Annotated in this window: 14 protein-coding genes and 4 pseudogenes; 4 read left to right on the forward strand and 14 right to left on the reverse strand. The window is 54.8% G+C overall.

Annotation, left to right across the window (positions count from 1 at the left end; translation table 11 throughout):
• Positions 1–508: 508 nt before the first annotated feature.
• The 6 genes and pseudogenes from ACYF6X_RS10590 to ACYF6X_RS10615 form a co-directional block, all read right to left on the reverse strand.
• Complete coding sequence (locus ACYF6X_RS10590) at positions 509–1,210, reverse strand: terminase small subunit (RefSeq protein WP_130017907.1); 702 nt, start codon at positions 1,208–1,210, stop codon at positions 509–511.
• Positions 1,211–1,351: 141 nt separating this feature from the next.
• Positions 1,352–1,897 carry a hypothetical protein gene (locus ACYF6X_RS10595; RefSeq protein ID WP_130017906.1) on the reverse strand — a complete coding sequence of 182 codons (546 nt, stop codon included), beginning with the start codon at positions 1,895–1,897 and terminating at the stop codon, positions 1,352–1,354.
• Between the two features lie 208 nt (positions 1,898–2,105).
• Complete coding sequence (locus tag ACYF6X_RS10600) at positions 2,106–2,336, reverse strand: hypothetical protein (RefSeq protein ID WP_015377505.1); 231 nt, start codon at positions 2,334–2,336, stop codon at positions 2,106–2,108.
• Positions 2,323–2,607: an Rz1-like lysis system protein LysC gene (lysC, locus tag ACYF6X_RS10605; RefSeq protein ID WP_165384379.1), complete on the reverse strand. Its 285-nt coding sequence runs from the start codon at positions 2,605–2,607 to the stop codon at positions 2,323–2,325. Before lysC ends, ACYF6X_RS10600 begins: the two co-directional genes overlap by 14 nt.
• A pseudogene (locus tag ACYF6X_RS10610) lies at positions 2,492–2,863 on the reverse strand (hypothetical protein). The gene lysC and the pseudogene ACYF6X_RS10610 overlap by 116 nt, the downstream one beginning before the upstream one ends.
• Positions 2,860–3,177: pseudogene (locus ACYF6X_RS10615) on the reverse strand (lysozyme); the annotation flags it as partial. The pseudogenes ACYF6X_RS10610 and ACYF6X_RS10615, both read right to left, overlap by 4 nt.
• A gap of 112 nt (positions 3,178–3,289) precedes the next feature.
• Here ACYF6X_RS10615 and ACYF6X_RS10620 point away from each other — a divergent pair.
• A complete protein-coding gene (locus ACYF6X_RS10620; RefSeq protein ID WP_130017904.1) occupies positions 3,290–4,177 on the forward strand; it encodes a DUF6731 family protein in 888 nt (295 codons plus the stop codon).
• Between the two features lie 444 nt (positions 4,178–4,621).
• Here the strand turns inward: ACYF6X_RS10620 and ACYF6X_RS10625 are convergent.
• Positions 4,622–4,947 (reverse strand): annotated as a pseudogene (locus ACYF6X_RS10625) (antiterminator Q family protein).
• On the opposite strand from ACYF6X_RS10625, the pseudogene ACYF6X_RS10630 reads away from it, so the two are divergent.
• Positions 4,947–5,216: pseudogene (locus ACYF6X_RS10630) on the forward strand (tyrosine-type recombinase/integrase); the annotation flags it as partial. The pseudogenes ACYF6X_RS10625 and ACYF6X_RS10630 sit on opposite strands and share 1 nt — an antisense overlap.
• A gap of 316 nt (positions 5,217–5,532) precedes the next feature.
• On the opposite strand, the gene ACYF6X_RS10635 reads toward ACYF6X_RS10630, so the two are convergent.
• The 4 genes from ACYF6X_RS10635 to ftnA all read right to left on the reverse strand — a co-directional run bounded on the left by ACYF6X_RS10635 (position 5,533) and on the right by ftnA (position 8,054).
• The gene (locus ACYF6X_RS10635) at positions 5,533–5,874 is read right to left on the reverse strand and encodes a YebY family protein (RefSeq protein WP_025302452.1); all 342 of its coding nucleotides are present in this window, start codon (positions 5,872–5,874) and stop codon (positions 5,533–5,535) included.
• Positions 5,875–5,943: 69 nt separating this feature from the next.
• Complete coding sequence (gene copD / locus ACYF6X_RS10640) at positions 5,944–6,825, reverse strand: copper homeostasis membrane protein CopD (RefSeq protein ID WP_130017903.1); 882 nt, start codon at positions 6,823–6,825, stop codon at positions 5,944–5,946.
• Between the two features lie 2 nt (positions 6,826–6,827).
• Positions 6,828–7,211 carry a copper homeostasis periplasmic binding protein CopC gene (gene copC / locus ACYF6X_RS10645; protein ID WP_130017902.1) on the reverse strand — a complete coding sequence of 128 codons (384 nt, stop codon included), beginning with the start codon at positions 7,209–7,211 and terminating at the stop codon, positions 6,828–6,830.
• A gap of 324 nt (positions 7,212–7,535) precedes the next feature.
• Positions 7,536–8,054, reverse strand: coding sequence for a non-heme ferritin (gene ftnA / locus ACYF6X_RS10650; RefSeq protein ID WP_025302449.1), 519 nt, complete (start codon positions 8,052–8,054; stop codon positions 7,536–7,538).
• Positions 8,055–8,394: 340 nt separating this feature from the next.
• On the opposite strand from ftnA, the gene ACYF6X_RS10655 reads away from it, so the two are divergent.
• Entirely contained in the window at positions 8,395–8,625 is a 231-nt protein-coding gene (locus ACYF6X_RS10655) for a DNA polymerase III subunit theta (RefSeq protein ID WP_063989545.1), read from the forward strand.
• A 33-nt stretch (positions 8,626–8,658) separates the two neighbouring features.
• Here the strand turns inward: ACYF6X_RS10655 and pip are convergent, their stop codons facing one another.
• Complete coding sequence (gene pip, locus ACYF6X_RS10660) at positions 8,659–9,612, reverse strand: prolyl aminopeptidase (RefSeq protein ID WP_063990329.1); 954 nt, start codon at positions 9,610–9,612, stop codon at positions 8,659–8,661.
• Between the two features lie 194 nt (positions 9,613–9,806).
• Complete coding sequence (gene dksA / locus ACYF6X_RS10665; protein WP_107226957.1) at positions 9,807–10,232, reverse strand: RNA polymerase-binding protein DksA; 426 nt, start codon at positions 10,230–10,232, stop codon at positions 9,807–9,809.
• A 423-nt stretch (positions 10,233–10,655) separates the two neighbouring features.
• Between dksA and exoX the strand changes: the two genes are divergently transcribed.
• The gene (gene exoX, locus ACYF6X_RS10670) at positions 10,656–11,324 is read left to right on the forward strand and encodes an exodeoxyribonuclease X (RefSeq protein WP_004928833.1); all 669 of its coding nucleotides are present in this window, start codon (positions 10,656–10,658) and stop codon (positions 11,322–11,324) included.
• A 35-nt stretch (positions 11,325–11,359) separates the two neighbouring features.
• Here the strand turns inward: exoX and ACYF6X_RS10675 are convergent, their stop codons facing one another.
• Complete coding sequence (locus tag ACYF6X_RS10675; protein WP_130017901.1) at positions 11,360–13,393, reverse strand: S9 family peptidase; 2,034 nt, start codon at positions 13,391–13,393, stop codon at positions 11,360–11,362.
• Between the last annotated feature and the right edge of the window lie 30 nt (positions 13,394–13,423).

Genomic DNA, 13,423 nt, shown 5'->3' on the forward strand with positions numbered 1-13,423 from the left:
TTCTATCAGTTAATCGGGGGAATTGGGTTTCTATTGTGTATCTATTTTTTCTTTAGCTTCGATACGATAACTCAGCGCGTCGTTGCCATTTTATCGACAATAGCAATATTTTGTATCATTTGTTGGCTCGGCGACAGCCTCATCAAAAAGCTACGAGGTTATTGATATTATCAGGCCGACGAGTGCCGGTCACGATTCATCAATAAGCCTTCCATGCAGAGAACATCAGCGGCTCGCCGAATGCATAGCGCCGATGTTCAATCGTTGAGTTGTAAGGCATATACACCTGGAGGCACGTACCAACATCACCTCCGGTCAAAACACCTTAGCGTATCTACCACAGCCTCTGGGGAGTTTAGGACTAACGTGGCGTTGCTAGTTGCGTTCTGGAAGTATTCATCATGTTCGATTATTGCGTTTAAATCCGTGCCTGCTGGTAGGGTCTTATCAGCAACAGGCACCGCATCTGTCGCCCAGTCGCTGCTGAATGCGTACAGAACGCCGTCAATTATGACTGGGCCGTCGGCTTTCCCTCGCGCAGCTCTTCCATGTGAGCAACCCACACGTCCGCCGGGCAGTTCGCCGGTGTCACGATGCAAACTTTGCCGTAACTGAGTCCGGCCAGCTCGACATTCACCTCGGTTTTATTCGTGCTCATGTCGATGCCGGTCAGCTGCGCGGCGTTCTTCACGTTCGGTGCAACCTGACCCAATTTTTTATTAGCCAGCGCCAACTGCGTAGATTTATACAACAGCTCCGCCAGGTGACCGGCGTTGAACGAAACCAACAGCGCGGCGTTATTGCGCAGTTCTTGCACGCGTGCTTTTACATCCGGCCGGCTCATCAGGATTGAGGCTTGCGATTCGGCATTCGTCGGCGCGTATCCTGCGCAAATCGCGGCCTCTTTCTGCGGCATGCCCTGCGCAATGTTCTGCGCAAATTGTTCATGCTGTGGTTTTAAAAGGCTTGGTCTTTCTTTGCCCTTCCCCTCCTCATCGCCACCAGCAGCTGAAACGCCGGGCGTAACGGGCGCGGGATTTTCGGGAATTTGCGCATTTTGTTCTTTCCCTTGCGCAGGGATTTTTATGTGCCGGCGTGCGGTGGCGTAATTGTAGCCGTTAGCCTCACACCATTCTTTCGGGGAGATTTTGGTTATGGCGTATTCGGCGAGGAACAGCTTTTGAATGGCTCCCCAATCCTGTTTTGCCATAACGTTCTCCGTGAATAAAAAAAACCACGGGCAACCATGATCTGAGTGATCGGTGGGTGTCGCCTGTGGCTTTGCTTGCGCATTACGCAGCACCTGGATAGATGCTCTGTGATGGGTAATAAAAAACCCGCCGAGGCGGGTTTAAAATACGAATCTTTTCTTATATATCGCGTCTATTTTATCTATAAATAACGATTTATCGCATCTACCTTGAGTGTATTCGTTATACATTAAGTATGTTTCGCGCCATAACTGCCCAATTTCTGTTTCACTTAAAAGATCTTCTGTAGCAGCCCAGCATTCCGAACATTTTTGCATCCCGTCCTCAATGCTCTGAAAGTTTATAGCGTAATCTTTACATTGATTAAATTTTTCCGGTTCCATACCTATCTGCATGGTTACCCTTGAATCATATAGCAACCTACGTCCTGTCATAAGCATTTCTAAATCAATAGTATCTGGGAGCCAAACAAGAATATGGCGAAGCTGAATCACTGATGCTTTGAAATCTTTTTTGACCTTTAATTTTTCTTGTTGCTTCCATACATTCAATGCAAAACCTGCTAGTACGAATGTTAGAAAGGACAAGAGCACCGAAGTCCAAGCTGCAATCATGCTCCAATACGCCCAATTTGCGGAGTCTTGTGCAGCCAGCATCGACTCATAAGAAATTAAATCAGCGTCCATTTTCACCTCACGATTTTGACGAGGTGATTTTAGTTACCGTCTCTCCGGCTGTCACACCGTTTCTTCTACCACGGCTGATGTTTCCGCTATGACCGCCCCCTAGCTCGCGGGGTATTAACCGTTTTTGATTTCTCCCACCCGCTCGCCATGAGGAGCCCGGGTCGTGGCTAAGACAGGAGAACGGCGACGGCTCGGCGCTTTGGGTGCACTATTCTTTTTTGCGGCGCAGCAGCTGGCGCACGAAGATGATCACCAGCATCAGGCCAAATACCGTTCCCCAGTTAATTGGCACGATGGACGCCCAGCCGGCGGATGACGCCAACAGATTCCACGCAGCCAGCATACCCCAGGAGAACAGCAGGCCCAGACCGATCACAATGGCAATGGCGCCGCCGCCCACCAGCAGGACAGCCAGCACGTCAGTATCATTTTTTTTCACTCGTCTTCTCCAGTAAGCCGGCCCGCCAGGCATTCAGCGTGGCAATTCTGCCGGCACAAATTTTCAGTGAGGTTTGTAGTGCCAGCGTATAGCTGACGGAGTCGCCCCATGTGTCGCCGGCCATCTGTGGCTGCTCACATAGAGTGAATACGGATTCAGGGGGAAGGAGGATTAACGGCGCCGGGGGCTGTGCCTGTGGACGGGCGCAAGAGCTCAAGCACAGCGGCAGGCAGAGGCTGACCAGCGCAGGGATCGTTTTTAATCGCTTCACGGTATTTCCTCTGGGCGGTGTCGTGCTGCTAGCGTTGTTGCTGCGCCGCCATCAGCGCGCGGTTTTGCGCATCTTGCGTCTGCAGCGTGGCTATCAGCCCGGCCTGCTGCGCCAGCGTCTTCCCCAGTTCTTCGGCCTGCTGGCGTGCCAGCGTCAACCGGTGCGACAACAGCGAGCTGTAACTGCCAAGGCAGATAGCCACCAGCAACAGAAGCACCTGACTCCCGCCGGCGATCTTGCTTATCCAGCCATTCATGATTGGCCCCAGGTGCAGACGGTGTTCTCGACTTCACGCCGGGTGATCAGCCCTTTCCACTCTTTGCCGCCGGCATACCTCCAGCGCTTCAGTTCACCGCACGCACCGGCCGAGTCGCCAGCATTCAATTCTTTCAGCATCGTGGAGCCGATAAAGGCATACGGCCCGACGTTGTACGAGAACGAATAAATAGCGGCGCGCTGGGTTTCAGTGATTTTCACTTTGATAGCCGGATCAACGATGCGAGCAAATTTTCGCAGTTCGGCTTTTAGGAGCGCGTCGCTGTATCGCTTGCCAGGAATAATATCGGTGCCGATAACTACACTTAACACGTTGCAACAGTTTTTTGCGTACGCGTTAATTTTTTTGTATGCTCTTATCTATCCATATGAGAACACTAAAAAAATAATTATCAGGTTAATTATTATGACTGAAAAGAATTATAAGGTTGAGTTTTTCCAATTATCGTTAACGCCAAATAGAGAAATCGACAGTTTCGAAACACTCTTTGACCTCTTAGAAAATGATGATGATACTCAAACCGCCCTGAATCAAGGTGGATACACGAGGGAAATCTGGGGATTAAGAAACAAAAGAAATCCTCGTGCAATTTATGGTCAGTTCAGGAAATTCAGAACTACAGACATACCAGAGATAGGAAAAGTTGGGGGGCAATCTCAAGAGATAGAGTTAGATGATAACGAAGGATTGATAGAAAGAAACTTTTTTGCCTACTATGTCGAAAATGACATCGTTGCTTGGCACAAAAACAGCCACTCTAGCAGTATTAATCAGTTCGCAGGATTTCTTAGCGCTATTACCGACTGCAAAATATCGGCCGCCCCAATATTACAAGCTGATGCAATCGGGCGGTTGATGAGTGGAGATGTGACATTGAAGAAAATTGAGTTCACACTTCCCAGGCCAACCAATCCAGATTTATACCCGGCAGATAACTACGGTCGTGGTATGATCGATCTTATGAATGGGGTTGATGCTGACAGTTTAAAGGTAACAATGGGTGTAGACCTGCGTCGAGCAGATACCGAAGGGAAAATGAGCAATCGCTTAAAAGATACACTTCGAGCCTTGGTTCAGTCTGGAGCGACGACAGCAAGGGCTTATGTTTTTGATGAAGGTATTGAACATCCTATAGACCTTATAGCTGATCGCGTATTCTCCATACAACAAATCGAAACTGATACTCATTTCCCGCCCGCCATAACCATGTATAATCTGCTAGATACGGCGAAGGCTGAATGCCAGGAGGGAATAGATGACTACTTTGGTGAGATGGGACGCGCTCTCGATTAGGTCAATTGTAAGCGCCATTGCTGTGTACTTTTTTTGGAAGTTTGATGCTCAAATAAAACCCGAAACTGCGATAAGCGCATCAGGAGTAATTGTGGGGTTGGCTGGCACGCTTCTAGGCTTCCTGATTACCTCTATTTCACTTTTGACTGCACTTATAGATAAAAAGCTAATCGCAAATATGATTAAGACAGGCCACTATAGCAGATTAATATCCGACACGGTGCTAACCTGTTTGTTTTTAATAATTGTAATTATTATAAGTATCGTAACCTTACTATCTCATGGGAAGCTGGTATTTTGTTTCTTCTCAAGTGCATTGTTTTTCACATGTTTGAGCTTTCTGTACTTGATAGAGGCCGGGCGGCGTTTTTCAGTAATACTTATCGGATTGCGATAACCCTTACCATTACATGCAGCTTGGTAAGGGTTGATTAATTCAGCTATTCAATGTGTGCCCCCCAATATAGCCAGACACCCTCCGATAACATCTTCAACTGTCTGCATTTCCTTCCTAATAGTTCCATCTGAGCACTTACGCTTCCTGGCAATCTTTCGTAAAGATATTCCATAAACATGGTGCGCAATCACTAGATCGTACTCTTCAGCCTGGCCACACATCCATCAATTACCAACCCGTCATCATCGCAGCAAGACAACTTACCATTGGGCGAATGAGGTAGTAGCCCATTAAAGCCTGCAGCGATTGGCGAATAATCAATGCTACTACTTTCTCGCGCCCAGACGCCCCAACGAGACAGCACTTCGTACATATCCAATTAGCACTGGCATACGCAAAAACAGCCCGGATGGCTATCTTCACCCGGATGGGTTAACGAAAAAATTTGTCGCCACGCGGAAAGCATCAGGTTTGGAATTTCAGGAAAGCCCGCCGACGTTCCACGAGATCCGAAGCCTGTCCGGCCGCCTGTACGAAAAGCAGAGCGACAAGGCATTTGCTCAAAAGCTGCTGGGGCATACAACCGAAATGATGACGCTGAAATATCTCAAAACGAGGGGGAAAGAGTACGTGATGCTGTAAAAGACCGAATATCAAAATTCGGACATATTTCGGACATTTTCGGACAAACGAAAATAAATCCTTTAAAATCAATCACACAAAAAAAGACCGAATACGATTCCTATATTCGGTCTAGGGAAATGGCTCTTGGGAGAGAGCCGTGCGCTAAAAGTTGGCATTTAATGCAGGGCTTGTTCAGCCGTGCACTTTAAGAGTAGCCTACCGCGCCAGTTTTGCCAGCCGCCCGGCGGCCGCGTGATAGTTTCGTGACGAAATAACTATGCGGCAAATGCGCATCAATCCGCGCGCGTTGGGCAAGGCGTTGGCAAACAAGCGGTTAGTCAGCGCACAGCTTCTCGGCGCGTTCAATGAACGGCGCCAGGCTCATTTTTTTCCCCGGTTCGGCAGGGTCGTCCAGCAGGAGCACCTCCAGCGGCTGCGCACGCTGATGGCCCTTCTTCACCTGTTGCTCCGCCGCGTCGTTGAGCGGGTATTGCATCAGGGTGCTGTTGTTGAGCACGAACAGCGCGCCGCCGCTGCGGCACTGCAGCGTCACTTCTTCCTTGGTGAACGCCCACTGTTTGCCGTACTCCAGTTTGGTGATGTTCACCAGTTTGTCTGCCGCCAGCGCGCCGGTCGCGGTTGCCAGCAGCGTAATGCCGAGTAATACCGATTTCATGTATTGGCCTTAAGGTTGCTATTCGCGTCAATTTTCTCGCAGCTTACCCGGTTGCGGCAAGCTGAAATGTCATACCGGCGCATAGGTTGCAAATAAACTGACCAGCAGCAGCACTGCCATCCCCAACCCGACTTCGAGCCAGCAGGCCAGCACCACGCCGCGCTGCGCCAGCGCCGGCACGCGGCTCATCGCCGGCACGATGGCGTAGCGATTGGCCAGCGCCACCATCACCATCAGCACCACCAGCGCGGCTTTGATCAGCAGCAGGCGTTGATAAGGCGAACTGAGGTTGAGCGGCCAACCGCCGAGAATGATCAGGCTGTTGACGATGCCGGTGACGATCACCGCCGCCACCGCCAGGTGCCCCCAGCGCGAGAAACGGATCAGCGTGGTGATGGCGTCGCTACGCCACTGCGGCGGCTGCAGGTAGCGCAGGCAGACCAGCAGCGGCGCCTGGCAGCCGAACCAGTAGCCGGCGGCCAGCAGGTGCACCGCATGGTTGGCGCGGTGCAGCGCGCCCAGCGCGCCTTCGTGCATCGCCGCGTGGCCGATAAACGCCAGGCTCACCAGCAGCAGCGCCGAACACAGCGCCAACGCCTGCGCGCGCGGCCGTTCCGGCAGCAGCAGGCTCAGGATCGCCAGCAGCGACAGGCCCAGATGCCAGCGCCACACTTCGCCAAAGGTGGTGCCGAGCACCGCCCACCAGACCTCCAGCCGCCAGGCGTCTTCCCAACCGTCGCCCATTTGCCCGGCCTGAATGGCCAGCAGCGCCACGGCGGAAAGCCCGGCAATCCAGGTGCCGGCAAGCAGCAGCGGGCGCACATCGCGGGAGAGGATCGGGGAGAGGCGCCGCGGTGACAATAAGGCGGTGAACAGGCTGATGCCGAACATCAGCATCACCGCCGCAAAGTGCACCAAGCGACACAGAACGAACAGGGTCGCCAGACTCACGATCAGTTTACGGTGAAGCTGTACTGGCCTTTGGTTTTATGCCCGTCGACCGACACCACATGCCAGCTGACGTTGTATTTGCCCGCGCTCAGCTCGCCTTCGATCGGCACGTTGACCTGGGTGTTGTTGTTCGGATCGAGCTGCAGCTTGCCGGTTTTCACCACGGCGTTGTCCGAGCCGGTGATTTTCACGCCGCTGAAGTTCGGCTCGATGCCTTCGGAGAAGCTGAGGGTCAGCGCTTTCGGCGCCGGGCTGACGCTGGCGTCGGCCTTCGGCGTTTCCACTTTCAGATGGGCGTGCGCCAGCGCTTGCTGCGAAGACAGGCCGACGAACAGGACGAAAACGGTGGAAAGCAGGCGACAGGAGGAACGAATTTTACCGATCACAGTGGTATCCCTTAACAGTAAAAGAGGGTCATAAGGGTTAAGGCCACAGCCAAGGCGATGTATCAGCGGCCCCAACCCACCGCAAATGATTGCGCCACGGGTAACAGAAAAAACGGGTCGTATCGGCTAACCCGCTGTTTTGACTCTACCATCCCTGTAGCGTATCGCGGTAAATCATAACGACCACGCTGCGGCAAGTCGAGCGCATCACTGGCATTTTGCGATCCGGCAGCACGTATCGCCGCATAACCGCGATAAACGCAGGGTAAAAAAAACCGCGCGTCAGGCTCGCCCGCGCGCGGTTTTTCGGTGTTCTGTTGCAGATTAAGCCTGGCCGTTGCCGCCCTGGCCCATCGCGCCCATTTTCTTCAGATCTTTGTCGATGAAGAACAGGCCTTTGCCGCTGGTGCCCACCAGCGCCAGCTTATCCAGCACGGATTTGAACAGTTTCTCTTCTTCGTGCTGCTCCGCCACGTACCACTGCAGGAAGTTAAAGGTGGAATAATCGTGTGCGGTCATGGCGGCGTGCGCCAGTTCGTTGATCTGACGGGTGATCAGCTGTTCGTGTTCGTAGGTTTGCTGGAACACGTCCGCCAGCGATTCGAACGCCACCGGCGGCGCGGCGATGCTGCCCAACAGCGGCAAAGAGCCGGTGTCGCTCAGGTAGTCGAACAGACGTTGCATATGCTGCATCTCTTCCTGAGAGTGCTCTTTAAGAAATGCGGCGGCGCCTTCAAAGCCTTTATCGCTGCACCATGCGCTCATCTGCAGGTACAGGTTGGCGGAGTAGAACTCCAGATTCAGTTGCTCATTCAGCTTTTGAGTCATTTCTTGCGTCAGCATAATGATTCCTTTTATTTTGCAGGTCATGAATTTAATTTCCGCGCATTATGCCCTGCTGCCGTAAAAATAAAAACACCTTATTTACACTCAAAACACATTTATTATAAATCATTTAAATATCATTAAGTTAAAATATTAAATCCGCGTTGAGAATTAACATGATAATTATTTCCATCTTTTATTTAAATCAAAAAGCGAATCATTCTTATTTAAAAGAATAAATAGATTGCATTACTCCTGGGTAAATATCGCCCGCGACGGCGGCGCAACGGGCTTGCCAAGCGCCGCCGGGTGGATTACCTTCTGCGCAGGTTCAATGCGGCAAAGTAAGGAGCATAAGGTGGTTTACAATCTGGCCGAGTTGTCCAAAGAAGAAATGGACAGGGTGAACGTGGATCTCGCCGCCTCAGGCGTGGCGTACAAAGAGCGCTACAACATGCCGGTGATCCCGGAAGTGGTGGAGCGCGAGCAGCCGGAGCCGCTGCGCGACTATTTTCGCGAGCGCGTGGCCCACTACCGCGCGGAATCCCACAGGTTTTCGCGCCTGCCGTACGAGCCGAAGGTCAAGTAATAAAAAACCCGCCGTAACGGCGGGTTTTTTACGTCACTTGCCGGCGAACCGGTCGGTGGCGATCATCAGCTGGTGCAAAATGCCCGGCTCGTCATACGAGTGCCCCGCCCCTTCCACAATATGCAATTCCGCTTCCGGCCAGGCTTTGGCCAGATCCCAGGCGTTCTGCACCTGGCAGGCCATGTCATAGCGGCCGTGGACGATCACCGCCGGAATATGGCGGATCAGCGGCACATTGTGCAGCAGCTGGTCGTCGCTCTCCAGGAAGCCCAGATGGGTGAAGTAGTGGTTTTCAATGCGGGCGAACGCCAGCGCGAAATCATCCTCGCCGAACGAAGCGGATTCGCGGCTCGGCAACAGCGTCACCGTCTCCCCTTCCCACACGCTCCACAGCTTGGCCGCTTCGAGCTGCACCTGCGGATCGGCCGAGGTCAGCCGCTGCCGGTAGGCGGCGATCACGTCTTTACGTTCGTCATCCGACAGAATGGACAGCACGCGCGCCCATTTGTCCGGGAAGAAGCGTGAAGCGCCATCCTGGTAATACCAATGCAGTTCCTGTTTGCGCAGGGTGAAAATGCCGCGCAACACCATTTCACTGACGCGCTCCGGGTGGGTCTGCGCATAGGCGAGCGCCAGCGTTGATCCCCAGGAGCCGCCGAACACCAGCCATTGGTCGACGCCGGCCATTTCGCGCAGCCGCTCGATATCGGCCACCAAATGCCAGGTAGTGTTGTTGTCCAGACTGGCGTGCGGACGGGAGCGGCCACAGCCGCGCTGATCGAACAGCAGCACCTTGTAGCGTTCCGGATCGAACAGCTGACGATGATGCGGGGAGATGCCGCCGCCCGGTCCGCCGTGAATGAAGACCGCCGGTTTACCGTTCGGGTTGCCGCTCAGCTCCCAGTAGATCCGGTGGCCATCCCCAGTGTCCAGCCAACCGCTGTCGTATGCCGCTAACGGCGGGTACAAACCTCGTAATTGTTCCATGGCGCTTTCCGTCTCTCTGTGAGTCATGCTTTCATCAAAGCGGAAGCCGCCCGGCAGGTCAACGGTAAAACCCGAAAACTCGAACGCGCGCCGAGAACTCGGCGCGCGTTTGCTCAAAATCGCAACGACCTGCCTGCAAAATGCCCACAGGCACGATCGGTTGAGGGGCGAGATCGCCCCCCGGCAGGACTCAATTAGCCACCTTTGCGCATATGCGGCTCGCGCATCTCCTGTGCGGTTTTCGCTTCGATGCTCAGCTCTGCCGTCGGGCGCAGCAGCAGCCGCGCCAGCCCGATAGGTTCGCCGGTTTCCCGGCAGTAGCCGTACTCGCCGTTCTGCAATCGCGCCAGCGCCGCATCGATTTTCGGCAACAGGCGGCTTTCGCGATCCAACTGGCGGAACAGCAGGCGCAGATCCTCTTCGCGTGCCGCCTTGTCGGCTTCATCGCCCGTCGCTTCACCACCGTCGATCTCTTTTTTCAGCTCATCGATGTGCAGCAACAGTTTTTGCCGCTCATCCTGCAGCAGCTGACGGAAAAACGCCCGTTGAATCGAGTTCATATAATCAGAATCCGGCATGGCCAGCAGTTGCTGCGTATCCGGTAACGTCATGACTGTCATTGCGCTCTCCCAATATCAAAAGTGTAATATTATAACATAATATTAATTTTTAGCACCTGGTCATCAAAAAACAAAATTTCACGCACAAACAGCCAGTTAACCTAAACCTGCACTTTGCCGCTTGCATCCTCTTGGCTTTAGGCGGTTAATGGCTGAGCAAGCCACCCAATCATAGGTAACGAGAGGCCATCATGAGTAAGGGAATGGATAGCAAAAAGAATGCGAAGAAGAAGCCGTTGAAAACCCCAGCTGAGAAACGTGCGGAGAAACGCGCCAAAAAAGCGCATCCGTCTGGTGAGTAAGCGTCCTTCCATCCGTCATTAAACCCGCCAAGGCGGGTTTTTTATTGCCAGCAGCAAGGTGCGGTTGGCACGGCCGTCTGTGCCGGTTAAGCTGAGGCCTGACGGCAACGCGGAGGAAAACATGACGTTACGCGTAATAGATACCGAGACCTGTGGGCTGGACGGCGGCGTGGTGGAAGTGGCCTCCCTCGATCTGCTCGACGGTCAGTTAACCAACCCGATGAGCGATCTGGTCAGCCCGGATCGCCCCATCAGCCTCGACGCGATGGCGATTCATCACATCACCGAACAGATGGTGGAAGGCAAACCGCGCATCGCGGTGGCGATCGGCCGCTATCAGGGCAGCCCTTACTATGTGGCGCACAACGCCGCTTTCGATCGCGGCGTGCTGCCGGAGATGAACGGCGCCTGGATCTGTACCCTCAAGCTGGCGCGCACGCTGTATCCGGACATCAAGTACGGCAACCAATATCTGCGCTACGCGCTGAACCTGGACGTGCAGCTACCGGCAGACGCCACGCTATACCCGCACCGCGCGCTGTATGACTGCTACGTCACCGCCGCGCTGCTGCAACGCATCATCAAGGATTCGGGCTGGACGCCGGAGCAAATGGTGCAGATCACCGAACAACCGGTGCTGCTGAAGAAGTTCAAATTCGGCAAATATCGCGGGCAGGAGATCGATCGCATCGCCCAGGAAGATCCCGGCTATCTGCGCTGGATGCTGAAATCCATCGACGATCTGAGCCCGGACATGAAACACACGCTGAAATACTATCTGATTGGCTAACACGGCGGGCAGCACAGGCCGCCCGCCGTTCGCCGTTACTCCGCCAGCGCCAGAATGAAGGCGTACTCCAGCGCAATATCTTCATAGGCCTTGAAGCGCCCGGACTTGCCACCGTGGCCGGCATCCATGTCGGTATACAGCAGCAGCTGCCGATCGTCGGTTTTCAGCTCGCGCAGTTTGGCCACCCACTTGGCCGGCTCCCAATACTGCACCTGCGAATCGTGCAGGCCGGTTGTCACCAGCAGATGCGGGTATGCCTGTGCCTTTACCTGATCGTACGGGCTGTACTGCTTGATGTAGTCGTAATAAGCCTGTTCGTTCGGGTTGCCCCACTCGTCGTATTCGCCGGTGGTCAGCGGGATCGACTCGTCCAACATGGTGGTCACCACGTCGACGAACGGCACCTGCGCCACCACGCCGTGGAACAGCTGCGGCGCCTGGTTGATCACCGCCCCCATCAGCAGGCCGCCGGCGCTGCCGCCCATGGCGAACACCCGCTTGCCGTCGCCGTATCCCTGGGCGACCAGCGTTTCGGTCACGTCGATAAAATCGTTGAAGGTGTTCTGCTTGTTGAACAGCTTGCCGTCTTCATACCACAGCTGCCCCAACTCGCCGCCGCCGCGAATGTGCGCCAGCACGAACACGAAACCGCGATCGAGCAGGCTCAGGCGGCTGGCGCTGAACGCCGGATCCATGCTGCTGCCGTAGGAGCCGTAGCCGTACACCATCAGCGGGTTGGCGCCACGCTGGAAGCTGTCCTGGCGATACACCAGCGAGACCGGCACCTCGACGCCGTCGCGCGCCTTCACCCACACTCGCTCGCTGCGGTAGTTTTCCGGCGTGAAGTTCTTCACTTCCTGCTGTTTGAGCATCGTCCGCTCGCCGCTGTCCATGTTCAGCTCGTACAGCGTAGTCGGGGTGGTCATCGACGAATAGCCGTAGCGCAGCAGCGCGGTCTCCGGATCCGGGTTATACGCCAGCCAGGTGGTGTAAGTCGGATCGTCGAAGGCGATGCGCTTCTCTTCGCCAGTCTGCCAGTGGATCTGGCGCAGCAGCGTCAGCCCGGCGCTGCGCTCCTCCACCACCAGCCAGTCGCGGAACAGGCTGAAGCCCTCCAGCATCACGTCGGCGCGCGGGGCGATCAGCGTCTGCCACTGCGCTTCGTCCGCCTGTTCGCTTTGGTACAGGCCGAAGTTCTTGCCGTCCTTGTTGGAGCGGATGTAGAAATGCTGGTGATAATGATCGATGGCGTACTCGTGATCCTTGCGGCGCGGCACGAACAGCTGCGGCTTGGCGTCCGCACGATCGGCGTCCAGCAGCAGGATCTCCGAGGTGGTGGTGCTGCTAAGGTGGATCAGGATAAAGCGCTCGGAGGTGGTCTTCTCCAGCCCGACGTAGAAGGTATCGTCCCGCTCTTCATAAATCAGCTCGTCCTGCTGCGGATCGCTGCCCACCACGTGGCGATAGACCTGATACGGCAACAGCGTCTTGGCGTGCTTGCGCACGTAGTAGATCGTCGAGGAGTCGTTGGCCCACTCGAAGCTGCCGGAGGTGTTCTCCAGCACTTCGTTCGCCCAGCTGCCGTCGGCCAGGTTCTTGAAGCGAATGTCATACTGGCGGCGCGACAGGAAATCCTCCGCCACCCCCAGCAGCTGGTTGTCGGGGCTGACGTCCAGCCCGCCCAGGGTGTAAAACTCGTGGTTCTCGGCGCGCTGGTTGCCGTCGATAAGCACCTCCCAGTGCTCGCTCTCGGCCTGCGGCTGGCGCACGGAAATCGCGTATTCGTTGCCCGGCTCATAACGCGTCTGATAGCGATAGCCGTGGCGCACGTAAGGCACCGAATGTTCCTGCTGCGGAATGCGCGCCACCATCTCTTCGTACAGGGTCTCGCGCAGCGCCTGCTGCGGTTTCAGCATCGCATCGGTGTAGGCGTTTTCCGCCTGCAGGTAGTCCAGCACCTGGCGGTCTGCGCGCTCGTCGTCGCGCAGCCAGTAGTAGTCATCCACGCGCGTGTCGCCGTGGATGGTGATGGGATAAGGGCGTTTTTCCGCTTTCGGTGGGGTCATCATTGCTAAATCATCCGCTTACATAGATTGCGG

This window comes from Serratia sp. ID 25-353 (assembly GCF_054792795.1).